Origin of the sequence: Paraburkholderia sp. ZP32-5 (assembly GCF_021390495.1) — a bacterium.
Taxonomy (GTDB): domain Bacteria; phylum Pseudomonadota; class Gammaproteobacteria; order Burkholderiales; family Burkholderiaceae; genus Paraburkholderia.
Genome location: NZ_JAJEJP010000002.1, coordinates 898,273 through 921,291 on the forward strand (window position 1 = coordinate 898,273; position 23,019 = coordinate 921,291).

Here is a 23,019-nt window from a genome sequence, read left to right on the forward strand (position 1 = left end):
GACGAGCAAAAGTACATTCAGAAGCCGAAAGACGCCACCGAAACATCACTTCCTCTAGCGGACGCGATGAGAAACCGCCATGGATCCTGGTGGCGCTATCGTGACCGCTGGCTGCTTGTCGTCGGCGATGAGCCGCTTGTCAAGCGCCTGGCGCCGGGTCTTGTCGACACAGGCTACTTGATTACCAACGACGCGGTGTTGCTCTATGCGAAGCAGACAGGCGACATGCTCGACACTACCTGGCTCGACAAGATCCGCCGCATGCGACGCCGTCGTCCGGTCGATGCGATCGTGGCGGTGACGCGTAATCGCGGTTCGGTAAATGCGCCATTCGATGCCGACGGGCTCGCCCGACGACTTGCCCGTCATGCCCGCACGCTACGCTGGGCCGCGCCGGTCTATCTGCTCAACGTGACGGATTTTGGTGCCGGCCATGAAAGTCCGGACGAGGCTATCGGTTTCACGTGGGCGAACGTCCGCGTGAACGCCGACGAAATAGACGCGTCGCTACGGAATCTCAGCAGCAACCTCGCAGACGCGGGAGTCGTCCGTGTCGCCAGGAACGCAGTTGACCGCTATCCGGCCGAACTGTCCCGGCACATTGAAACGTTGGGCAGCGCGTTGTCGGGGCTCGTACTGCAGACGGCCCGCTCGCGTTACTGGCGACATGCGGTGCATGGTCTTCTGTTCACACCGCTTTTCACGCCGCGGGAACTGACTTTGGCCGCATCCACGGATAAAACGTCTGATGGAGCAGAAGCTGATCCGGTAACGCTGAAATCCCGAACAATCTGGCAAACCATCGCCACCCACAGCCGCAACCTCCACGGCCGCCGCGTCGGCTTCTCCCTGTCGACCGCCGCCGCCTGGGCAACCACCGCGGCAGTGGCCCTGTGGATCACCGGCACGATGCTCTCCGGCTTCACCAACCGCGCGACGATCCACACCGCCGGCACCACGCTAGCAACACTCGCCAACCCACAGAACAGCACTCAGTCGCTACAAACTCTCGAAAGCCTCGACAAACAGATCGACACACTGGAATCGCACCAACGCGACGGCGCGCCACGCTTCACCCGTTTCGGCCTGAATCACGACACCGCATTACTCGACGCCCTCTGGCCTAGCTACGAAATTGCCGCCGGCCGCATCCTCGTCGGCCCGATCCGCGAAAAACTCGAGGCGCGTCTACATCAACTGGCATCGCTGACCGACGCCGAAATCGCCAGCGGCGGTAACTCCCAGGTACAAGCTGCCTACGACACGCTAAAGGCCTACATGATGCTCGCAAAGCCTGAGCGCGCGGTCGCGGCGTTTCTCACGCCTCAGCTCGTCGCAACAACAGCCCCCACGCGCCCGGACAACTCAGCGCTCACAGTCGGCGCATGGGAAGACCTACGCCAGCACGCAATCACATTCTTCGCAAATCACCTGGGGCGCCGCGTTTCAACGACTGGTTCATCGTTGGCGATCGTGGCCGACAATGGCCTGATCGCGGCAGCGCGCCAGACCATCATCGGCGTGCGCGGCATCCAGAACTCGACCGACGCGGTCTATCAGCAGATTCTCGACGACGCCAAAGCCAAGTACCCGCCCGTGTCGCTCGCGACGCTGCTCGGCGACACGTCGAGCCACGGCCTCTTCAGCACGACCGCGACGATTCCCGGCGTCTTCACGCGCGCCGCGTGGGACGAGCGCATCGCGAAGGCAATCGACGACGCGAGCGAGCAGAGCAACGTCGCTGGCGACTGGGTGCTGTCGGACATTAAGGCTGTGAACGAGCCGCCGTCGTCGCTGAAAGCCGCGCTGCGACAGCGCTATTTCGACGACTACGCGCGCGCGTGGGGGCAGTTCCTCAATAGCCTGCGCTGGCAGTCGGCACCGACGCTGTCCGCCACCGCCGATCAATTGACGCTGCTCGGCGATCCGCAACGCTCGCCGCTCGTCACGCTGATGAACGCAATCGTCTACCAGGCGGGCACGGGCGCGAGCACGCAGTCGCTATCCGATACGCTGATCAGCAAGGCGCAGCAACTGGTCGGCGCCGACGAGAAAGATCCGTCGAAAAGGGCGCAACCGCAACTCGCGCCGCTCGCGGTCGCGTTCGGTCCGATCCTGCGCCTGACCGGCAGCGATCTGTCGTCTGCCGCCGCGCCGGCCAACGGCAAGGCTGCCGCCGTGCAAATCGCGGCGACCGGCGATCTGAGTCTCGCGCGCTATCTCGAACGCGTGACCGCGATGCGTCTGAAGATCGAGCAGATGGTGTCGAGTCCCGACACCGACGCGATGTCACGTATCGCCGCGCAAGCCGTGCTGCAAGGCAAGACTTCGGACATCGCCGACAGCCGCGACTACGCGAGCCGCCTTGCGGCGAGTCTCGGCGAGCAGTGGGCCGGGTTCGGCCAGCTATTCCAGGCGCCGCTCGATCAGACCTGGCAGGTGCTCGTGCAACCGGCCGCCGCGAGCCTCAACGACATCTGGCGTAGCGCGATCGTCGCCGACTGGAATGGCGCGTTCGGCGGCCGCTATCCGTTCGCCGACTCGGACAACGATGCGTCTCTACCGGAAATGGCGCGTTTCATGCGCCCGGACAACGGCGTCATCACGCAGTTCGTGACGACGCAACTGGCGGGTGTCGTCGAGCGCCAGGGCGACCGCTGGGTCGCATCGCAAGGCGCGAGCCACGGCGCGTTGACGCTCGATCCGACGTTCCTCGATGGTCTGAACCGGATGACGCGCGTATCGACGGTGCTGTTCCCGGCCGGCGACGCGCACGTGCGCTACGAGTTGCGCGCGGTGCCGACACCGGGTATCACCGACATGCGCTTCGTACTGTCGGGCCGCGAGCTGCACTACTTCAATCAGAAGGAAGAATGGACGCCGTTTCTGTGGCCCGGCGATTCGCTCGAAAACCTGTCGCATATCGAATGGCAAACCGATCACGGCGGCTTGCGCTCGGCGCTCGATGCGCAAGGGCGCTTCGGGCTGATTCGCCTGCTCGAACGCGCGCAGGTGTCGCAACAGGACGGCGCGCGCTATCTGCTGTCGTGGCTGCCCGATCAGAGCGAGAGCATCCCATTGCGCGTGCAGCTACGCAGCGAAGCGGGCTCGGGACCGCTACAGGTGCTCGAACTGCGTCATTTCAAGCTGCCCACGCGGATCTTCGTGACCGGTAGCGCGAAGGGCGTGCCGAAGATGTCGGCCGCCAATCCGCCGCCGTTGCCGCCGGCCGCGCTCAGCGCGGCGAAGCACGCCGCTGTGCCGTTGCCGCAGGGCGCGTTGCCGGAGATCGAATAAATGCTGTCCAGTCTGCTGAAATCGCTGTTTCCATCGCGCGATGAAGAGCAACGCGTACGTGCGCGTCTCGATGCCTGGAGTACGTGGCTGCAACCTCTGCCGGGCGAGCATGGTGTAGGCCGCGATCCGGGCTATGAAGACGTGTTCTTCGAGCTGCGCGAAGAAACCCAAAAACTTTCCGGCATCGACGATGCGCTGATCGTCCGCTCATGCGAGCAGTTGCTCAAGGAGACCGGCAAGGATCTGCGGGTTGCCGGTTACTACGCGTTGGCGCGGCTGCGCCAGGACGGGGCGGCCGGTTTCGCCGACGGGCTCGAACTCGCGGCGTCGCTCGTCGAGCGCTTTGGCGAGAACGTGTTGCCCGTGCGCGCCGAGGCGAAGAAGGGCGCGCTCGACATGCTCGCCACCACCCGCATGATCGACCTGCTCGACAGCCGTGGTCCTTTCGCACCGGCCGATCTCGAACGCGCGATCGCCGCACTCGATCTGCTCGTCACGCGCACCGCCGCATGGCCGGAAGCAGCGCTGCCGAACCTCGTTGCGCTGGTCGCGCGCTTCGAGCAGAAGGACGAATCGGCACGCGGCGCGCAGACGGATGCCGCCGTGTCTTCGGCGTCGACAGGCATGTCGTCAGCGGGCGGTGCGAACGCAACGAATGCAGCGCATGCATCGAGCGCATCAATTACATCCACCCGCGATCTGCTCGAACAAGCCCGCGCAATGGCGATCTGGTTACGCGATCAGGAGAACGGCTACCTGCCGTCGGTGCGGCTCGTGCGCAGCGTACGCTGGGACACGCTGCACGAGGTGCCGCCAGCCGATGCGGCGTCGCGCACGCGTCTGACGCCACCGCGCGGCGAGTTGCGTCAGCAGATGAAGCGATTGGTATTGCAGAAGCAGTGGCATGAACTGCTGGAGCGCGTCGAGGGCGCGTTCATGGAGGGCGTCAATCACCTGTGGTTCGACCTGCAGTATTTCCAGCATGTCGCGCTCGATCATGTCGGCGCGCCGTCGCAGCGGGGCACGTCTTCCGGCGCGCATAGCGCGTGGCGCGAACAGTTGCGCGCGGATTTCGCGCTGTTTCTCGAACGGCTGCCGGGCATCGAGCGGCTTGCGTTCAACGACGGCACGCCGTTCTCCGACGACGCGACGCTCGAATGGATCGCGCGCCATGCGGTCGTGCGCAATCTCGAAGCGGGCGAGAGCGTCGCGCCGCTGCCGGTCTCGGCCGGCAACGACGACGTGGCGACCGGCGATTGGCCCGAGATCGAAGCGCAGGCACGCGATGTCGCCGCGCAGGACGGCATCGAAGCCGCGTTCGCATGGCTCGAAGCGCTGCCGGGTCTGAAGACCGATCGTCATCGCTATCTGCAACGTCTGGTGATGGCCCGCCTCGCCGATCACATCGGCCGCGTGGACACGGCGCTCGCGCTGCTCACCGAACTCGACACCCGTGCGCGCTCGCTGCCGCTGACGCACTGGGAGCCGGCGCTCGTCTTCGAGGTCAAGCAGCAGTTGCTGCGCGCGCTGAAGGCGCTGAGCAACCGCAAGGACGCGGACAAGGCCGCGCTTGCTCGCCGTATCGGCGAACTGCAGGCGGAACTGACCGTGCTCGATCCGGCGCGGGCGCTGACTTTTTCATAAATAAGCCGTCTCACAAGAACTCACACGCATGCAACACGACGATCCCATCCTGCGCTATTACGAAGCCGAAATGCGCTATCTGCGCGAGGCCGGCAAGGAATTCGCGAACGCGCATCCCGACCGCGCGCGCATGCTGAACCTCGATCGCGTCGGCGATCGCGATCCATACGTCGAGCGGCTGCATGAGGGCTTTGCGTTCCTCACCGGACGTCTCCAGCAAAAGCTCGACGACGAGCTGCCTGAATTGACCGAAGGCCTGGTGAGCCTGCTATGGCCGCATTATCTGCGGATGATTCCGTCGCTATCGATCGTCGAGCTTCAACCGCTCGCGGAAAAACTGCAGAAAACCGAGATCGTGGCGGCGGGCGTGCCGGTGCGGTCCGCGCCGATCGCGGTGCCGGCCGCAGGCGGCGTCGAGGGCTCGGCGCCAAGGACCGTGCAATGTCTGTACCGAACCACCCAGCCGGTCACGCTGCAACCGTTATCGATCACGCACGCGGGGCCGGGCGTGCGCCACGATGGCCGCTCGATCATCCGGCTGGGCTTCGAACTCGATGAATCGGCGCGTCGCAAGGAAACCGATCTGTCGCGTCTGCGACTGCATCTGAGCGCCGATCTGCCGACCGCGTTTGCGATGCATCTCGCACTCACGCGCGACATCGATACGATCCATTGGCGCATTCCGGAACTGCGCGACGGCGAGCCTGTGCCGCTCGCCGACGTGACGATCGAGCCGGCCGGCTTTTCCGCCGACGAGCGTCTATGGCCGAAAGCCGATGCGGCGTTTTCCGGCTATCAACTGCTGCTCGAATACTTTACGTTTCGCGAGAAATTCCTGTTCGTCGATTTATGCGGACTCGACGTGCTGAAGCTGCCGGAAAAGTCGACGCGCTTCGAACTCGAAATCGTGCTCAAGCACGCGTATCCGTCCGACCAGCGCTTCGATGCGCGCAACGTGCGGCTGTTCTGCACGCCGGTGATCAACCTGTTCGAACTGGACGCGGAGCCGATCGAGATCGATCACCACGAAACCGAATACCGCGTACGGCCGGCGGGTCATCAGGGCGAGCATGTCGAGACCTATTCGGTCGACGCGATCGAGGCGTTCGATCACGATACCGCCGAGCGCTACGAATACGTGCCGTTCGCGACGTTCCGGCATCGCGGCGGCATGCTGCGGCACGAGGCGCCGGAGCGTTATTTCCATGCACGCGTGCGCGCGGGTGCCGCGGGTCTGCACGAGACGTGGGTCGTGCTGGGCGGTCACGCATGGGACACGATGAACACGTTGCCGGAGGAAAGCCTGTCGCTGCGCGTCACAGGCACGAACGGCATGCTGCCGCGCAAGGGGCTGCGCGAGGCGAGCATCGCCGAACTCGCGACGAGCACGCCGAATATCGTCGGCGTGAAGAATCTGGTCGCGCCGACGTTGCCGCTTTATCCGCCGACCGGCGATCGCTTTCAGTGGCGTGTGTTGTCGCATCTCGCACCGAATTTCCTGTCGATGATGAATGCGGAAGTGCTGCGCGGCGCGCTCGCGCTCTACGACTGGACCAACGACGAACTGAATCGACGGCGCCTCGCGGGCATTCTGTGGGTGTCGCAGCAACTGCTCGAGGAAGTATCGGGCGGCTCGGTCGAGCGCGGTGTGCATATTGAGGTGACGCTCGATTCGCACGCGTTCGCGGGCGACGGTGATGTGATGCTGTTCGGCGAACTGCTGCAACGTTTTTTTGCGCTGTACGCGGAGATCAATCTGTTCACGAAGCTGTCGATCGTGAGCCTGCCGTCGCAGACCCGTACGGTCTGGCCGCGCAGCAAGGCGCAACGGGCACCTCTATGAGCGCTTCCACGAACGCATTCGCGGCGCGCGACGAGCCGCCGGATCTCGAACCGCTGGTTGCCGCGCTGCTCGCGCGCGCGCCGCGGATGAATTTCATGCAGTTGTGCCGGCTGCTGGAGGTGTGCGTACCGGCGCTGCCAGGCTTCGGCACGCGCGATACAGCCGAACACGAACCGGTGCGCTTCCGGCCGCGCGCGCGTACTGGCTTTCCGGCGGGCGAGATCGCGGCGGTCGAGTTCGACGACGATCCGGACGCGTTCGGACCGCCCGCGCCGCCGACTGTGCGTACGACCTTCATGGGGCTGTACGGCGTCGATGCGGCGATGCCGTCGCACATGATCGACGAGATCGTGCTGCGCGAGGAAGGGCACGAGGTGGTAGAAGCGTTTCTCGATCAGTTCAATCATCGCTTCGTCACGCTGCTGTATCGCGCGTGGAAAAAGTATCGCTATGCGGAGAGTTTCCGTCCCGGCGGCAGCGACGCGCATTCGCGCAATCTGCTGTGTCTCGCCGGTTTCGGCTGGGGTGACAAGCCGCAACGCGCGGGCTTGCCCGACTCGCGAATGCTTGCGCTGCTCGGGCTGCTGATTCAGCGTACGCGCACGCCGGAGGGTCTTGCCGGTGTGATCGCGCTCGCGGTGCGTGGGGCTGACGTGCGCGTCGATGAGTTCTTTCCGGTCGTGACGCAGGCGGGCGTGCAGCCGCCGCTGTCGTCGTCATCGGCTGCTGCTGCCGTGGCTTCTGGTGATGGCGTGCGTCGCGGACTCGGCGGCGGTTATGTGCTCGGCAAGCGGCTCGCGTATCGCAGCCGCGCGGTGCGCGTGACGCTACGGCCCGCCGATGCGCGGCAGGCGCATGATCTTTTGCCCGGCGCATGGCTGCATCGCGAGTTGATCGCGTTCGTGCAGTTGTATGTGGGCCTGAAGGCCGACGTGCATTTGCGCATGGAGATGTCGTCGCGGCTTGCTCCGCAGCCGTCAATCGGCGCGGCGGACTCGGACGACGCGATTCATACCGCGTCGGCGAATCCGATGCCGCGCCTCGGCTGGACCACCGTGCTGCCCGCCGCCTCCGAGCGGCTGATCAACGTCGCGCTTGGCGTCTACGAGGCGTTTCCGAAGCCCGCGCCCAATCCGTATCTGAATCAATTCGCGTGATGATCGACGCGCCAAAGGACTTTTCAATGAACCTTCGCTTCACCATTTTGAGTGCGGTCTCCGTTGTGCTGCTGTCCGCATGCGGCGCGTGGCAAACCGTATCGGACACGTCGTCGAATGCGTATCACGCGGTGTTTTTCAAGCAGATCAAGGTACTCGATGTCGACCTGTCCGCGCGCGACGCGCTGAATCCGGACGACGCCGGCCGCGCGACATCGGTGGCGGTGCGCGTGTATCAGTTGAAGGATCGCAAGATGTTCGATGGCGCGTCGTACGAAGACCTGCTGAAGAACGATCGCACCGTGCTCGCGCAGGATCTGCAGGCGAGCATGGCGTCGGTACTGAATCCGGGCGCGTCGGCGAGCCTGTCGCAACCGATGCAGGCCGAGACGAAGTATGTCGCGGTGGTGGCGTTCTATCGCAATCCGGGTAACGGCGACGGCTGGAAGTATGTGATCGAGAAGAAGAAGCTCGATGCGGATAAGCCGTTGAGGATTTCGTTGATGGATCAGTTGCTACTGGCGCAAGGCAGCGCACCGCGCGACGCGTCGCGGTGAGCATAAGCGCCATGCTCCCGAAAATCGTTCGGTGTTGGTGGGCGCGAGCCTTCACCCCCGCACCCCCAACAAAACCCCTCACACCTCGCGCAGCAACCTCCCAAACCCCTGCACCGGCTCGCCGATGCCGCTGACGCGAAGCGCATTCCACATCATTGCCGACGCCGCGGATATCACCGGCTTGCGCAAATCCTGTTCGAGCAGTTCGAGCACGTCCAAAGTCGGCATCCCGACGCCGCTCAGGAACACCGCATCGGCCTCCGGCACATCGACCTTGCGTGCGACCGAATACGCGCGCTCATCGCTCTCTTCGTAGATGTTGCGCACATCCGCGAGGCGGCCGTAGTTCACCACGTCGATACCGTGTACGCGAAGATGCTCGACGCCCTGCAACGTGGTGGCTTCGCTGTACGGCGTCGCATAGGCAATGCGCTTGATGCCGAGCTTCGAAAACGCCGCCATCACGGACCCGAAGGCGGTGATGAACGGTATGTTCCAGCGCTTTTCGATGCGCGCCACCAGCTCGGCCTCGGCGGCGCGCCCCAGCGTGTAGCTCGTCGCCGTATGCGCCATCACCACCACGTTCGGCGAGACCATCGCGAGCAGTTCCATGCAGTTGTCGAAGCTCTCGATCTGACTGCGGTTGCGCTCGTCCTGTCCATCGTGCGTGCCCGCCGCGCCGCTCGCGCTCATGCGCGTAAAGTGCAGCGATACACCACGCGGCGCCATCCCGTACATCTCCGGCTCGACGGTCGGATTGCCCGGAGGCACCATGAAGCCGATGCGCGCTCTCCATCCTTTCATAGGTTCACCTTTCGACTGATTTCTGTTTAATGTCCGGCGGCAAGGCCGTCGATGAATGCCGCGGCCGCGCGCGCGCAATCGTCCGGATGGCTTGCTGCGATGTGGTACGAATCCGCGGGCACCTCGGTCCACGCCGAACCGGGCACGCTGTCACGCAGACGCTGCAAGTCGGCCGCGGCCGGACGTTGCTGGTACTTCGAGCCGGTATCCACCGGCGGCGCGCCGGCCGCGATGAACAGCGTCGGACATTGCACGCGATGCGGATTGCTCGGGCCATCGATCGCGGGCAGCAGCCGCAGACACGCCGCCACGCTCGCGGCGGGCGCGGTGCCCATCAGTTCCGTCCACCATTGCAGCGCGTTGGTCGACAGACTGCTGCCCATGCGGCCAGGCATCGTCGCATCGGCCCAGCGCTCGACGCCATTGCCAGGACCTTCGACCATCGCGAGCCAATCGTCGAGCCACGGCCCCAGCGACTTGTTCGGCGACGGCAGCATGCCCGCCAGCGTCATCGAGCGGATCCAGGGCAGGCGGCGCTGCGCCAGTTCGAAAGCGACCAGCGCGCCGAGCTTCGTCGCGACCAGATGCACACGCTTGCGTCCGAGCGCGGCAACCAGTTGCTCGATGTCGTCGGCCCAATCGGCAATGCCGAAGCCCGCCGGCATCGCACTCGAACGGCCGAAGCCGCACAGGTCGACCCGCAGCACGCGGTGCTTGCGCGCGAGTTGAGGCGTCCACGCCCGCCAGATCTCGGCGCGCTCCGCGATGCCATGCAGCATCAGTATCGTGTCGGGTTCCCGCCAGCCGTCGGTGAAGTCGTCTTCGACGCAATACAGCTCACGGCTCGCAGCGTCCTTGCTGCCTTTTACCGTGACGCGATGCGCGTGGGTCGCCGGTTCTTCGTTGAACCGCGATGGTTCGGTCATGTCGTTTTGCTCCTTTGCTTTGCTGTTTGTTGCTTCGGATCCGCTCATCGATTGATCGGTCCGCGTTCCGTATCCGTTCAACGCGCCTGCCGCGCGGCGCCGTCAGCGAACCCTGGCGCAATGTCCGCCGGCCGCTCGCGTCTGAGCGTCAGCGTGACGAGCGTACCGATCAGCGCGAGCACGACCATCGGCAGCAGGCCCATGCGAAAGTTGCCGGTCAGATCGCGAATCCAGCCAACGAGCGTCGGACACAGCACGCCCGCGATATTGCCGATTGCGCAAACCTGCCCGATGCCCGCCGCGGAGGTCCGCGCCGACAGCGATTCGGCGCACAGCGCAAACATTGGCGCCTTCACCGAGTAGCAGCCGGCCAGCGCCACGGTCAGCGCGATCACGGTGGGCGCCAGCGTGTTCAGAAACATGCAGGCGATCAGGCCCGCCGCCGACACCATCAGCGGCAATGCCGTGTGCCAGACGCGCTCGCCGCGTCGATCGGAACGCCGCGCCCACAGAATCATCACCGCGCTTGCGATGCCAAACGGAATCGCGTTGATCAGACCGGTGTCGAAATTGCTGAGGCCAAAGGACTTGATCATCTGCGGCTGCCAGTAGCTCAACGCATAGTTGCAGCCGACCGATCCCGCGTAGATCACCGCGAGACCCAGCACGCGCGGATGCCGCAGCACCTGCCAGATCGAGGTCGCTTCCACGCGCGCCGGCTGACGTCGCTCCTCGGCGAGGCTGGCGGTCAGCCATTCGCGGCCTTCGTCGGACAGCCAGCGCGCGCGGGATGGATCGTCGGGCAGCGCGACCAGTGCCAGCAGGCCCATCACGACGGCGGGCACGGCTTCGATCAGGAACAGCCACTGCCAGCCGTGCAGTCCGAGTACGCCGTCGAGTCCGAGCAACGCGCCCGAAATCGGCGAACCGATGAAATTGGCCAGCGGCATCGCCATCAGGAACAGGCTCAGCACGCGCGCCCGGTGCTGGCTCGGAAACCAGGTGCCGAGGTACAGGATCACGCCGGGGAAAAAGCCGGCTTCGGCTACGCCGAGCAGAAACCGCAACGCGAGAAACGACTTTTCGCCGGTGACGAACGCGGTCGCGCCGGAGACGAGCCCCCAACTGATCATGATCCGGCAGATCCACAGGCGCGCGCCGACCTTCGCCATCAGCACGTTCGCCGGCACCTCGAACAGACACAGCGATACGAAAAAGGCCCCCACACCCCAGCCGAATGCCGTCGCAGTGAAACCCAGTTGCCGGTTCATCTCCAGCGCGGCGAAGCCGACGTTGACCCGGTCGATGAACGAGATGAAAAACGCGAGCACGAGAAACGGCACGATGCGGCCTGAAATTTTCGCGATCGTTCGTGTCTCGATCGACGCGTTCGCTGCTTGTGGCGCGTTCGGCGCGTGTGGCGCTTGTGGCATAGGCGGCAGTCTCCGTAAGTCTTCTTATCGAAATGCGGCCGATACCGATGCGGCTCGACCAGGAGAAAGAGGTTAAGAAAAACTGTCACCGCGCGCCATCGACATTTTGTTGGTCCGGCTTGCAGTTTTTATTGGCGTGCCGACAGGTGTTGGTGTTTGCCCGTGGGCGCGAGAGGGCGCGCGTCGTCATCGCCGGCATCGGCGGCATGGCCCGTTCACGGGCGAAACGATCGATCGCGTGACTCGCGTAATGAACGCGCGGACGTAGCCGCGAGGAACAAGGACAGTCCGGTTCGACATTGAACGACGCCGACCGGAACAGACGAAGATCAGGCCGCGCTCAGGGCGCCAGTTCGTGTGGCTTCGGCAGGCTTTCGATCCACCTGATAAAAGCCTCGACGGCCGGCACGTTCATCGTTTCGGGGCGGCACACCAGATGAAAACCGCGGTCGCGTTTGAGCACGACCGGCGAGATCATATGCAGCCTGCCGGCCGCCAGATCCTGAGTCAGATAGCAGCGTTGCGACAGGCCGACGCCCAGACCGTCGAGCGCGCCCTGGAAGATCAGCGCCATGTCGTTGAGCGGCATGCGCCGCGCCGGAATGACGTCGCTCAAGCCCGCTTCCTCGAACCAGTCGGGCCAGTCGTCGAGGCGCAGCGTGTGCGTGAGCAGCGTCACGGATGCAAACGCTTCGGCCAGCGTCTCGTGCTCGAACACGTCGCGCAGACCGGTGCCGCAGAAGGCGACGAGTTCGTCGTGAAACAGCAGCGTCGAGTGCAGGCCGGGCCAATTGCCGTGTCCGTAGCGCACGCCGAGTTCGACGTTGTCGCGGTTGAAGTCGACGGCATCGAATGCGGTGGTGAGCCGCAGATCGACTTCCGGATGCTGGCGCTGGAAATCGGGCAGTTGAGGAATCAGCCAGCGCACCAGCAACGTGGTGTACGCGCGCAGCGTGATCGGGCTGCGGCTCGTCGTATCGAGCAGCAGATCGGTTGCCTCGCCCATCATTTCGAATGCGCGGCCGAGCGCTCGCGCGTATTGACGGCCCTGGTGAGTCAGCGTCAGCGTGCCGCCGTCGCGTTCGAACAACTGGGCGCCGAGCGAGTCTTCGAGATTCTTCACGTGGCGGCCGACCGCGGTCGGCGTGACCAGCAATTCCTCCGCCGCGCGGGTCAGGGTGCCGTGGCGGGCGGCGGTTTCGAACGCACGCAGTGCATTCAGGGGCGGGAGTCGACGCATACGCGGAGTCTCCAGCGGAGGCCCGCTGGAGTGCCTTGACGAGAATGTTTCAGGCTTTTTACTTTACCGCAGAAGGCCGCTGGTGTTGCGGGTCATCGTTGCGAGCGGGTTCCGATGCCGGCGATGCTTATCCGCGGCGCACGCGATTTCACGACCTGATGACCGCGCGCGCCGCATTACGTTCGCTCTGATGTCCCGCCGCGCGGCGCGACATCTGGCGCGCGAAGATCACGCTCGCGGTGAGCCCGCACACGGCGCCGATGCTCATCCAGATGCCGGGCGCAGCCTTGTTGTCCAGCACATGGACGAGCCACGTTGCGATCGCCGGCGTAAAGCCGCCGAAGACCGCCGCGCTGACGCCGAACGCCAGCGAAAAAGCGGCCGTGCGGATTTCCATCGGCATCACTTCCGCGAGCGCAATGTACATCGCGCCGTTATAGCCCGAGTACAGGAACGAAAGCCACAGCGACACGATCAGCAGATGCGCGAAATCCGGCGTGCCGATCAGCCACAGCATCGCCGGATAGGCGGTCGTGATCGCCAGCGCCGAGAAGCCGATCAGCACCGGCCAGCGGCCCACGCGGTCCGACAGCGCGCCCATGATCGGCAGCCAGAACGCGTTCGACACGCCCACCGCGAGCGCGGCCAGCAAGCTGTGCGCGGTACTCAGGCGCAGCACCTTGTCGCCGAACGTCGGGGTGTAGACGGCGAGCAGATAGAACGACACGTTCGTCATCGACACCAGCAGGATGCCCGTCAGCACGACACCGATATGACTGCCCAGCTGGACGAAGATGTCGCGCGTGCCAGGCCGCGTGCGGCGCGCGAGGAATTCATCGCTTTCCTCCAGCGAGCGCCGGATCAGGAACAGGAACGGCACCATCAGACAGCCGATGCCGAACGGGATCCGCCAGCCCCAGGCCGAGATTACGTCGGGCGCCATCCACGCGTTGATCGCATAACCGAGCAGCGCCGCGATGATCACGCCGATCTGCTGCGCCACCGATTGCCACGCGACATAAAAGCCCTTATGGCCGGGCGTCGCCATCTCGGCGAGGTAGACCGCGACGCCGCCCAATTCCGCGCCCGCCGAGAAGCCCTGCAACAGCCGTCCAATCAGCACCAGCAGCGGCGCGAGCACGCCGATGCTCGCGTAGCCGGGCGTGAACGCAATGATCAGCGTCGCGATCGCCATCATCATCAGCGTGACGATCAGACCTTTGCGCCGACCCACCCGGTCGATGTAGCCGCCGAGGATGATCCCGCCCAACGGCCGCATCAGAAAGCCCGCGCCGAAGGTGGCGAAGGTCAGCATCAGCGAAGCGAATTCGCTGCTCGCCGGAAAGAAGGCTTTCGCGATATGCGACGCGTAAAAGCCGAACAGGATGAAGTCGAACATCTCGAGAAAATGGCCGCTCGTCGCTCGCAACAGGGCCTTGACCTGCCTCAGCGGATCGACCGGCGTGGGAGTGTTCATTCGTTTTGTCTCCTGGCTTGGTGGAAGTCCGACCATTGAGATAGCGAATCTCGGGGATCAGGGCGTCGCGGTGCGCGGGCGGGGTGCCGCGTCAGCGCAAGACGCCGATCGGGTCGGCTTGCCGCCTCCCGGCGCGATCGCCCCGCGCTTTGCAAGCCGCTGAGGTCGACCCCGCGTTCGGGGGCGGAAATATAGTCGACAAAGAATATGGCGTGGGCGCGCCCCGCACCATCGACTTTATTTACGCTCGATGCGGAGTTTTTGTTCGGCTTAAGGGCTTCCGTCGCGGCAAGGGTTTCATCGGCGGTAGTGCCGATAAGAGCATGGCTCGCCACATCGCCCACGCGGTGCTGCGCCGCTTTCTTTATTGCTATAGTATCGATTATCGAGATAATAGCCCGATTAGCGGAACACTATAGCGGGTGCAGTGAAACGCGAGCGGGCAAACCGGGTGAAAAGATGACCGTCATGCATGAGCAAAAACCTGCGCAATCGTCGGATGCCGTCGCAGCGGCGCCGATCGCGGTTCAGTTGGGCGCATTCGTTGCCGGTACGCGCGTCGAAGATATGCCGGCCCACGTGCTGGAGCAGGCGAGAAGCCGCCTGCTCGATTCGATTGCCACCGCGATCGAGGCGCGCGGCTTGCCGGTGCCGGCCGTCGCGCAGCGGTTCGTCGGCGCGTCGCAGGGGCCGGCCACGATGATCGGCAGCGCGCAGCAGGTGGCGGCCGTCGATGCGGCATTCGTCAATGCGGCGCTCGTCAATGGCTGCACGCATGACGACTTCCTCGCGAAGTCTCATGCGGGCGCCGTGGTGATACCCGCCGCGCTCGCGGTCGGTGAAGAGGTCGACGCTAGCGGCGCCGATCTGCTGGTGGCAATCGTGCTTGGCTACGATGTGGTGGCCCGCGCATACCTCGGCGGGCCGGGTATGCTGCCGCGCTTTCGGGCCTCGGGCGTGCCGGGCGCGGTCGGCGCCTCGGCGGCCGCGGCGCGGATGCTCGGCTTGTCCGCGGCGCAGACGGCCAACGCGCTGGGGTTGTCCACGATGTTTGCGTCGGGCTTCGGTGAGGGGTTCCTCGCGGGCACGACGGACGTCAAGCTCAATGTCGCATGGGCCTCGCGCAGCGGCGTGTCCGCCGCGCAGCTCGCGCGTTGCGGCGCGACCGCCGCACCGAGCGCGTTCGAAGGGAAATCCGGCTATTTCAATGCCTTCGCGAATTCGGCGGAGCGCGCGGGCGAAGCGATTCGAGACCTGGGTCAGCGATTTCTGATCGAGGACACGGTCTACAAGGAACGGCCCGTGTGCATCTTCGTGCAGACTCCGGTCGAGCTTGCTCACAGATTGACGACGGCTCACCGTTTCGATGCCGCGAAGATCGAGCGCGTGCGAATTCGCGCTCCGCTTGAGACGTTGACCAACCCCGGCTACCAGAACGTCGCGCCTTTTGCGAGCCAGTTGCAGGCCCGGATCAGCGTGCGCTTCTGTGTGGCCGCCGCGCTATTGGGTCGCCCGGTCGATACCTATGCGTACTTCGATCAACTGGACGATGCGCAGGTATTGGCGCTGGCCGAGCGCATCGATTTGCTGCCTCCCGAGGACACCCGCAGCGTGTTCGTCGAGGTGCTGCATGACGGCAAGTCGTATAGCGAAGAAGGCTTCGAGATGGATCACCTGTTGCCGTCGCAGGAAAAGATCATCGCCAAATTCCGGCATCTGACGGCGGGATTGCCGGCCGGCCTGAGCGAAAAGCTGCTCGATAGCGTGATGAATCTGGAGAAGCTGCCTGGCCTACGCAGCGTGACGGCGTTGCTGCGCGATATCTGAGCGGGTTGGGTACGGCTTGCGCGGACTAGACCCGTCCGAGCCGATGCGTCAATTCATTGGCGGCGCGTTGCAACAGCGCGATGAATCCATCGACACGCGATTCGTCGAAACGAAAGTGCGGAATGGTCAGCATCACGCTGCCTCGCACCGCGCCGGAGGCATCGAAAAACGGCACCGCGATGCCATGCATGTCGGGCGCGCGTTCGGAATAGCTCAGCGCGTAGCCCTGTTTGCGGATCGATTCGAGTGTCGTACGTAGCGCGTCTGCACTCAGCGCGCGGCCATCGAGCGGCGACGCTTCTTCGCGGGCCAGGACCGAGTCGATTTCTTCCGGACTGAGAAAGGCCAGCAGCGATTGTCCGGCCGCGCCCCACGCGAGCGATTCAAGCCGGTTGAGTTCGCTCGTATAGCGCAGCGGATGCACCGGAGAGGCGATGTGCGAGAAGAACATTTTCTGTTCCTGGCGCGCCAGTATCACGAGTAGCGTGGTTTCGTCGGTTTCGTCGCGAATCGCTTGCAGCAGAGGATCGGCGAGCTGGTTGATCGGCATGTTCGCGCTCAGCCGTCCGGCTATCCGGTACAACTCGACACCGGGCATATAAAGGCCTGCGGCATCCTGTTCGACGTAGCCGAGCGGCTTGCAAAGACCGAGCAGCCGATGCGTGCTTGCGCGCGGCAGCGACAGCGCTCTCGCGAGTTCGTTGACCGACCATCGGTCCTTGATGGCAAACGCGGACAGGATCCGTAGGACTCGATTGACCGTGCCGCCATCGGCGGAAGATGCTGGCAGTGTGGGATCGGGCGATGCCATGAAAACCGCGCGGTGACTGAGGCTATGAGGTGGGGCAAACCCGCGCCGGGCGGGCGTAAGAGCGGCGAGTATAGCATCGCGTTTCTGCGGCCCGGCGTCGGGTCTGTGCGTTGCGATGGAGGACTTTTCGCGGGCTATGGCGAAGCAATTTCACTGCAAGCTGTGGCCGTTGGTCGAAACCATCTGGCTCGGTATTCGCACCGCGTTTTGCAGAGCTTGTCGCGATGACGATGGCCTGCCGTCGGTCTGTGTGACCCAGAATTCGAAAAAATCCAAATCTGTCATCCACACCGGTCACGCATAACGCGCGAGAAACATATCGGCAGCCGATTCCGCGACGCGCTGTTGTTCCCGTTTGCCGAGCGCCGGCTGACCCATCGTCACCTGCGGCCAGAACGCGAACGCCTTGACCAGCGCCTGCAACTGTAGCGCGGCCAGCATCGGATCGTCGATCTTCAGACGGCCGTCAGCGACGGCGGCCCGCACCCACACGGTCAGGTCTTCCTCGCGTTCGCCGAGGCGGGCCACCATGTCCCGCGCGCGTTCCGGCGAATGAATGGCGGCCGCGATCGCCACGCGCGCCAGCGACAGAAACGCCTCGTCGTTCAGCAGCCGCAGCTTGCGTCCCAGCAGATCGAGCAACTGCGCGCGCAACGGTTCGTCCGCGCGGTAGGTGGGCGCGTCGCCCTCCAGGCTGGCGCTCCACAACTGATGAAGAATCGCCGCGAAAAGGGCTTCCTTGCTGGGGAAATGGTTATAGACCGTGCGTTTCGACACGTTCGCGCGCGCCGCGATACGGTCCATGCTGGTCGCGTCGTAACCGGACGCGAGAAATTCCTCGATCGCGGCGTCGACGATAGCGACACGCTTGCGGTCAGTCAGCCGTTGGTGGGTGGTATCGGGATCCATCGCGAGATTTTACTGTTCCTCAACGACAAACTTAAAAAACGAAAATGTTAGCTAGGTGTCAGGCGTTGGGGAGTCAATGGTCACCGATCCAGATATCGTGGATACACAAGCGTCGGCAAGTTCTTTTCCCTTGACTCTGAAATGATCGCGGAAGAACTGGTTGTGCTCTTCGGTTGCATGATATTTATGTGGTGTGAGCACGCCCGACAGGACCGGAACATCTGTTTCGATCTGAATCTGCATAAGCGCACTGACAACCGTCTGTGCAACGAAATCGTGCCGATAGATACCACCATCGACAACGAATGCTGCTGTAACGATGGTCGCATACTTCCCGCTGGCTGCAAGCCTCTTTGCCGCCAGCGGAATTTCAAACGCCCCCGCAACCTGCTGGATATCGAGGTCTTTCCGGTCGAATCCGTGCGATTTCATCGCCTCAAAAAATGCATCGCGACATTGGCCGACGATATCCTCATGCCAGCCTGCCTGAATAAAGGCAATTTTAGGTCGTACGCCACATTGGGAAACGTTAGAAAGAAGGGACTGTGTGAGCGGGGAATTCATTTTGTTCTAAACCTGAAATCTTGATGGTTACACCCTGTCGTGAGTCGATTGCCGCGATTGCTCCCAACGAGCAACGTTGTCGAACGATTGCATCAAACGCTGATGACGCTTCTCGATCCATTCGCGCGGCGCGCTCGCGGTGAAGATAAAGAATTCATCGTTTCTGATTGCATGCAGCACGCGCTCGCCCGCTTCCTCGGGTGTGAGACCATCTTTCACGAGCTCACGCAGGAAATGATTTTGTGGGCGTTCCACCGCACCGCCGAAACGGACCGGACGCGCGCCGCCCGACTGATCCAGGTTCGTTTGCACCGCCGCCGGGCACAGAACCGACACGCCGATACCGCTGCCTTCCAGATCCTGTTCCAGCGCTTCGGTGAGCGCCACAACGGCATACTTCGTCATCGAATACGGCCCGGTGTGCCAGTCCGGATGAATCTGGAAGCCGCCGATCGAAGCCGTGTTCACGATATGACCGCCTTCGCCGGTTTTGCGAATCAGTGGCACGAACGTTTGCATGCCGTTGATCACGCCGCGCACATTTACGCCGATTACCCAGTCCCAATCGGCCTGCGGCAGTTCGAGCATGGGCACGCCGTGCATCGCAACGCCCGCGTTATTGAAGGCCATGTGCAGTTTGCCGAATTTCTCCATGACGGCTGCGCCCGCGGCCTGTACGGATTCCGGCGATGACGTATCGATTTCGATGGCGAGCGCCTCTACGCCTTCCGACTCGATTGCGGTCACGGCTTCGTTGAGTTTGTCGCGACGAATATCCGCTATCGCGACGTGAACGCCGGCACGCGCGAGGTTCAACGCAATGCCGTAGCCGATACCGGACGCCGCGCCTGTGACGATTGCCACCTTGCCTTTCAGGTCTTTCATCTGTGTCTCCGTTCGGTTTGAATCGGGAGGTGCTGCGTCAGGCAGCCATGCAGCCGCCGTCGATCGGGATGGCCGTACCGGTGATAAAGCTGCTGGCGGGCGAGGCGAGCAGCAACGCGAGGCCCTTTATTTCGTCCGTACTCGCCACGCGGCCGAGCGGAACCGACACGCGGAACTGCTCAGCCACTTCCGGCAAATTCATTCGGCCACCCGCAATATTCGTCATGAACGGCCCCGGACAGATCGCGTTCACCGTAACACCATCAGGTGCCAGGTCGATCGCCGCCTGGCGTACGACGTTGACGATTGCGGCTTTTGTTGCCACGTAACCGTAACCGCAAAAACGCTCGGCCCTCAGACCGCCTATCGATGCCGTGACGATGATGCGCCCGTACTTTCGCGCGCTCATGTGCCTTGCCGCCGATCTGATTGTGCATGTCGCGGCCGTCAGGTTGATATCCAGCACGCGCCGCCAATTGTCCACGTCGAGATTCGCGAGCCGGCCGCTTTCGGTAAAGATCAGGCCGGGACCGGCGCTGATACCAGCGTTCGCAAACACCGCATCGATCCTTTTGTGGCGAGCGACCGCCGTATCCATCACGGCATCGATCGCTTCGAGATCCGCGACATCCAGAACCTGCGCATCGACACTCAGGCCTGTCGCAAGCAGACGCGCAACCTCGGCGCGCAGCGCGGGGCCGTTGATGTCCGTCATCACGACGTGCCCGCCGGCTTCCGCGACGCTTTCCGCCATCGCCAGACCCAGACCGCTTGCCGCACCCGTAACGAGTGCAACGCGCCCCTTCATATCCATTAATTCGGTCACTTTCACGCGACGTTTTCCTTGGGAGCAATGCCACCCTGGTCACTCTCATGACCAGGATTCTTAAGTACCAGTGGAAAGAAACAGTCCAACGGATCAGCCCCACAGATCAGGTGGGGCTGCGAGAATCAGGTGTTCTCGATAGGTTGCCGGCTGAGGAAGAAGCAGGCGATCGTGCCGATGATGGTGAGGCTCGACAGCATCTGGAAGATCGTCGGCGCCGAAACATGATTGGCAATCAGCGCACCGCCGATCAGCGGTCCGACAGCGGCGCCACAGCGACCGATGCCGAAACAGCTGCCGATACCATTCGCGCGGACTTCCGTTGGAAACAGGATTCCCGACATGCCGTTCAGGCCGCATTGCAAACCAAGCAGCACGACGCCGATGATGAACATCCCGGCGAGATAAACCGGATCCGATGCCTGGACAACATAGCCGGTGAGTGCAACGACCGGAATAGCCAGCACGGAAATCCAGACCAGCAATTTCATGCCGTACCTGTCGGTCGGACGCGCAATCGCGAAACTGGCGAGCGTACCGCCGATCTGGAACATGGTGAGGCCCATCACTGCCGTTTGCTTCGCGATGCCTGCCTGGACCGCAAGGGTAGGGACCCAGCTATTGACGAAATAAAACGTGCCCAGATTCGCGATGAACACAATCCAGATGAGTGGCGTGACTTTCGCCAACCGGCCTTCAAACAGCTTGCGGAAACGGTCCTTACGCGAGCCTTTTTGAGTCGAAGCCATCACCTCAGTGTGCAGCACCGCGTCATCATCCACGCTCACGTCGGGCAGTAACCGACGCAACGTGATGATTGCACGTTCACGGTGTTTCGGATCGAGCGCGAGGAAACGGATCGACTCGGGAAGAGCCGCCATAAAGAATGCCGCGATCAGCAGGGGCAGAATACCGCCAACCCACATGATGGCCTGCCATCCATGGGTCGGCACCAGCATCATACTGACCAGAATAGGAAGCGACGAGCCGAACGTATTACCGCAGAACATGATGATGACGGCCGTTGCACGGTATTTCTTCGGTGCGTATTCGGAAGTCAGCGCAATCGAATTCGGCATCACGCCGCCGATACCCATACCGCCCAGGAAACGGAAGATAACCATTTCGGTGACATTCGTCGACGTACCGGCGAGAAGCGTCAGCGCACCGAATGCAATGCAGGAAAGGATCAGTGCGCCTTTGCGGCCGATACGATCACCGATATAACCGAAGATCAGCGAACCACACAAAATGCCGAACAGACTCGAGCTAAAGATTGGTCCGAGGTCAGACGGCGGAATATGCCACGCGTCTACCAGGTGCGGCGCGATGAAGCCAACGGCCATAATGTCGTAGCCATCGAGCAACATCACAATGAACATACACAGCAGCAGAAACAGATTGAAGCGGCCGATTTTCTGTTTGTCCAGTAGCTCATCCACATTGAGCACTGGCGCTTTGAGTACCGTTGACACGTTCGTGTCTCCTTGAGGTTATAAAGGCCGGTTTCAATCGTAGCCGGCCTGGGCGGCTATGTCAGAAGAACAGTTGCGTGCCCATGTAGGCCGCGAACTGCGAATGCGTGGACGACGGAGCAAGCATTGCCATTGCGGCAGTCCCTTGACCGGTCGTGTGCTGGTACACCGTCGAAACGAACAGTTGCGTGCGTTTCGAGAGGAAATACACGTCGCTCAGGCCCGCGGTGTAGTAGTTCGTGTCGTTGACATGCTGATACGAGACAGCACCTGCAATCACGTTGAACGCGCTCGTGTGCCAGTTCGCGCCACCTTCACCCACGTCCATGTTCTCGGTCGTGCCACTCTGGGCGACAAAGTGCACGTGGGAATAACCGGCGTGCACCATCCATGACTGGTTGAATGTGTACATACCGAACGCATGCATACTTTCCTGCGACTCGGCGATGAAATTGCCGCCAGGAATCAGATTCTCGCCTGCGAACTCCGTATAACCCACCTTGGAGTTCAATGCGATTGCGCGGTCGTGCACCGCACTGTAGACGAAGGCTGCACGCAGAGGACCATTGTTGTACGTCACGCCCGCGCCCAGATAACGGCCGGGCTGCGTGCTCGGGTCATCGAAGCCGTACATCACCGACGTCGTGAAGCCGCGGTAATCCGGCGACGTGTACTTGATGCCGTTGTTGAAAAACGTGGAACCGATGTCATCGACGTTGGCGATGTGGTAGAGCTGATAGATCGTCGTGTTGTAGCCACTCGCCAGCGGCATGATCATTTCGTTCGTGATGTCGAACTGACGGCCGAGTGTGATCTTGCCGAAGTTGTTTTGCAATCCGACATACGATTGACGGCTGAACATTTCGCCCGGAATCGTGCTGGATCCCGATGCGGTAATGATGCCTTCTTCCAGTTTGAAGAGTGCCTTGAGACCGCCGCCCAGGTCCTCAGTGCCAGTGAAGCCGATCCATTCCGGCGTCGTACCGCCGCCCATGAACACGCGGTGACTACCGTGTTCGTTACTGCTGTACGCGATGCTGTCGCCCAGAGATCCGTAGATCGTGACGCTGTTTTGCGCCATTGCCGATGCACAGCAAACCATAGCGCCCGCGGAAATAACCAGATGCTTCTTCATTATCGAGATGTCTCCAACGCTTCTTATTGAACTCATACTTGGTAACTACCCTAATAGCGAGATCGACTATCAGGAATGCTGTCCCGTATCGACGTAGTCCTTTCGATTTCTGTTATTGCGAGGCAACTCTACGGTTTTGCCTGTTGATATGTCGATGCGTTGCGTGTGATAGTCCCTATCAATTTTGTTGATCTATCACCGCTGCCAGC

18 protein-coding genes are annotated in these 23,019 nt (G+C 62.7%); 6 read left to right on the plus strand and 12 right to left on the minus strand.

The annotated features are described in order from the left end of the window. Positions 1 to 66: 66 nt before the first annotated feature. From L0U82_RS22835 to tssJ, 5 genes are read left to right on the plus strand one after another with little or no spacing between them, the layout of a single operon-like run. Complete coding sequence (locus tag L0U82_RS22835) at positions 67 to 3,297, plus strand: ImcF-related family protein (protein ID WP_442793651.1); 3,231 nt, start codon at positions 67 to 69, stop codon at positions 3,295 to 3,297. After that, positions 3,298 to 4,941: a type VI secretion system protein TssA gene (gene tssA, locus L0U82_RS22840; protein ID WP_233834745.1), complete on the plus strand. Its 1,644-nt coding sequence runs from the start codon at positions 3,298 to 3,300 to the stop codon at positions 4,939 to 4,941. A gap of 28 nt (positions 4,942 to 4,969) precedes the next feature. Then, the gene (tssF, locus tag L0U82_RS22845) at positions 4,970 to 6,784 is read left to right on the plus strand and encodes a type VI secretion system baseplate subunit TssF (protein ID WP_233834747.1); all 1,815 of its coding nucleotides are present in this window, start codon (positions 4,970 to 4,972) and stop codon (positions 6,782 to 6,784) included. Beyond that, positions 6,781 to 7,941, plus strand: coding sequence for a type VI secretion system baseplate subunit TssG (tssG, locus tag L0U82_RS22850; protein WP_233834749.1), 1,161 nt, complete (start codon positions 6,781 to 6,783; stop codon positions 7,939 to 7,941). Before tssF ends, tssG begins: the two co-directional genes overlap by 4 nt. A gap of 26 nt (positions 7,942 to 7,967) precedes the next feature. Further along, positions 7,968 to 8,498, plus strand: a complete 531-nt coding sequence (gene tssJ, locus L0U82_RS22855; RefSeq protein WP_233834751.1) for a type VI secretion system lipoprotein TssJ — start codon at positions 7,968 to 7,970, stop codon at positions 8,496 to 8,498. Positions 8,499 to 8,576: 78 nt separating this feature from the next. On the opposite strand, the gene L0U82_RS22860 is transcribed toward tssJ, so the two are convergent. From L0U82_RS22860 to L0U82_RS22880, 5 genes are all read right to left on the minus strand, one after another. Then, positions 8,577 to 9,302 (minus strand): maleate cis-trans isomerase family protein, encoded by a 726-nt coding sequence (locus L0U82_RS22860; RefSeq protein WP_233834753.1) that lies wholly within the window; start codon positions 9,300 to 9,302, stop codon positions 8,577 to 8,579. A 26-nt stretch (positions 9,303 to 9,328) separates the two neighbouring features. Continuing rightward, positions 9,329 to 10,228: an alpha/beta fold hydrolase gene (locus L0U82_RS22865; protein WP_233834755.1), complete on the minus strand. Its 900-nt coding sequence runs from the start codon at positions 10,226 to 10,228 to the stop codon at positions 9,329 to 9,331. 77 nt (positions 10,229 to 10,305) lie between these two features. Beyond that, positions 10,306 to 11,661, minus strand: a complete 1,356-nt coding sequence (locus L0U82_RS22870; RefSeq protein ID WP_233834757.1) for an MFS transporter — start codon at positions 11,659 to 11,661, stop codon at positions 10,306 to 10,308. Positions 11,662 to 12,001: 340 nt separating this feature from the next. After that, entirely contained in the window at positions 12,002 to 12,901 is a 900-nt protein-coding gene (locus L0U82_RS22875; protein ID WP_233834758.1) for a LysR substrate-binding domain-containing protein, read from the minus strand. Positions 12,902 to 13,049: 148 nt separating this feature from the next. Then, entirely contained in the window at positions 13,050 to 14,378 is a 1,329-nt protein-coding gene (locus L0U82_RS22880) for an MFS transporter (RefSeq protein ID WP_233834760.1), read from the minus strand. A gap of 207 nt (positions 14,379 to 14,585) precedes the next feature. On the opposite strand from L0U82_RS22880, the gene L0U82_RS22885 reads away from it, so the two are divergent. Beyond that, positions 14,586 to 16,205, plus strand: coding sequence for an MmgE/PrpD family protein (locus tag L0U82_RS22885; protein WP_233834762.1), 1,620 nt, complete (start codon positions 14,586 to 14,588; stop codon positions 16,203 to 16,205). 25 nt (positions 16,206 to 16,230) lie between these two features. Here L0U82_RS22885 and L0U82_RS22890 read toward each other — a convergent pair whose 3' ends face one another. The 7 genes from L0U82_RS22890 to L0U82_RS22920 form a co-directional block, all read right to left on the minus strand. Further along, positions 16,231 to 17,016 (minus strand): IclR family transcriptional regulator, encoded by a 786-nt coding sequence (locus tag L0U82_RS22890; protein ID WP_233834764.1) that lies wholly within the window; start codon positions 17,014 to 17,016, stop codon positions 16,231 to 16,233. 294 nt (positions 17,017 to 17,310) lie between these two features. Continuing rightward, positions 17,311 to 17,925, minus strand: a complete 615-nt coding sequence (locus L0U82_RS22895; RefSeq protein WP_233834766.1) for a TetR/AcrR family transcriptional regulator — start codon at positions 17,923 to 17,925, stop codon at positions 17,311 to 17,313. A 51-nt stretch (positions 17,926 to 17,976) separates the two neighbouring features. Next, positions 17,977 to 18,489 (minus strand): 6,7-dimethyl-8-ribityllumazine synthase, encoded by a 513-nt coding sequence (locus L0U82_RS22900; protein WP_233834768.1) that lies wholly within the window; start codon positions 18,487 to 18,489, stop codon positions 17,977 to 17,979. Between the two features lie 27 nt (positions 18,490 to 18,516). Then, the gene (locus L0U82_RS22905) at positions 18,517 to 19,374 is read right to left on the minus strand and encodes an SDR family NAD(P)-dependent oxidoreductase (RefSeq protein ID WP_233834770.1); all 858 of its coding nucleotides are present in this window, start codon (positions 19,372 to 19,374) and stop codon (positions 18,517 to 18,519) included. 37 nt (positions 19,375 to 19,411) lie between these two features. Continuing rightward, a complete protein-coding gene (locus tag L0U82_RS22910; protein ID WP_326489775.1) occupies positions 19,412 to 20,188 on the minus strand; it encodes an SDR family NAD(P)-dependent oxidoreductase in 777 nt (258 codons plus the stop codon). Between the two features lie 137 nt (positions 20,189 to 20,325). Then, positions 20,326 to 21,675, minus strand: coding sequence for an MFS transporter (locus tag L0U82_RS22915; protein ID WP_233834772.1), 1,350 nt, complete (start codon positions 21,673 to 21,675; stop codon positions 20,326 to 20,328). 61 nt (positions 21,676 to 21,736) lie between these two features. Continuing rightward, positions 21,737 to 22,846, minus strand: coding sequence for a porin (locus L0U82_RS22920; RefSeq protein WP_326489753.1), 1,110 nt, complete (start codon positions 22,844 to 22,846; stop codon positions 21,737 to 21,739). Between the last annotated feature and the right edge of the window lie 173 nt (positions 22,847 to 23,019).

Excerpts from the sequence above, each read along its gene's own strand:
- tssF (WP_233834747.1), top strand. The coding sequence starts at position 4,970 with ATGCAACACGACGATCCCATCCTGCGCTATTACGAAGCCGAAATGCGC.
- L0U82_RS22875 (WP_233834758.1), bottom strand. The coding sequence starts at position 12,901 with ATGCGTCGACTCCCGCCCCTGAATGCACTGCGTGCGTTCGAAACCGCC.
- L0U82_RS22885 (WP_233834762.1), top strand. The coding sequence starts at position 14,586 with ATGGCGTGGGCGCGCCCCGCACCATCGACTTTATTTACGCTCGATGCG.
- L0U82_RS22880 (WP_233834760.1), bottom strand. The coding sequence starts at position 14,378 with ATGAACACTCCCACGCCGGTCGATCCGCTGAGGCAGGTCAAGGCCCTG.
- L0U82_RS22890 (WP_233834764.1), bottom strand. The coding sequence starts at position 17,016 with ATGGCATCGCCCGATCCCACACTGCCAGCATCTTCCGCCGATGGCGGC.
- L0U82_RS22865 (WP_233834755.1), bottom strand. The coding sequence starts at position 10,228 with ATGACCGAACCATCGCGGTTCAACGAAGAACCGGCGACCCACGCGCAT.
- tssA (WP_233834745.1), top strand. The coding sequence starts at position 3,298 with ATGCTGTCCAGTCTGCTGAAATCGCTGTTTCCATCGCGCGATGAAGAG.
- L0U82_RS22920 (WP_326489753.1), bottom strand. The coding sequence starts at position 22,846 with ATGAGTTCAATAAGAAGCGTTGGAGACATCTCGATAATGAAGAAGCAT.
- L0U82_RS22905 (WP_233834770.1), bottom strand. The coding sequence starts at position 19,374 with ATGAAAGACCTGAAAGGCAAGGTGGCAATCGTCACAGGCGCGGCGTCC.
- L0U82_RS22835 (WP_442793651.1), top strand. The coding sequence starts at position 67 with ATGAGAAACCGCCATGGATCCTGGTGGCGCTATCGTGACCGCTGGCTG.
- tssJ (WP_233834751.1), top strand. The coding sequence starts at position 7,968 with ATGAACCTTCGCTTCACCATTTTGAGTGCGGTCTCCGTTGTGCTGCTG.
- tssG (WP_233834749.1), top strand. The coding sequence starts at position 6,781 with ATGAGCGCTTCCACGAACGCATTCGCGGCGCGCGACGAGCCGCCGGAT.
- L0U82_RS22900 (WP_233834768.1), bottom strand. The coding sequence starts at position 18,489 with ATGAATTCCCCGCTCACACAGTCCCTTCTTTCTAACGTTTCCCAATGT.
- L0U82_RS22895 (WP_233834766.1), bottom strand. The coding sequence starts at position 17,925 with ATGGATCCCGATACCACCCACCAACGGCTGACTGACCGCAAGCGTGTC.
- L0U82_RS22910 (WP_326489775.1), bottom strand. The coding sequence starts at position 20,188 with ATGGATATGAAGGGGCGCGTTGCACTCGTTACGGGTGCGGCAAGCGGT.
- L0U82_RS22870 (WP_233834757.1), bottom strand. The coding sequence starts at position 11,661 with ATGCCACAAGCGCCACACGCGCCGAACGCGCCACAAGCAGCGAACGCG.
- L0U82_RS22860 (WP_233834753.1), bottom strand. The coding sequence starts at position 9,302 with ATGAAAGGATGGAGAGCGCGCATCGGCTTCATGGTGCCTCCGGGCAAT.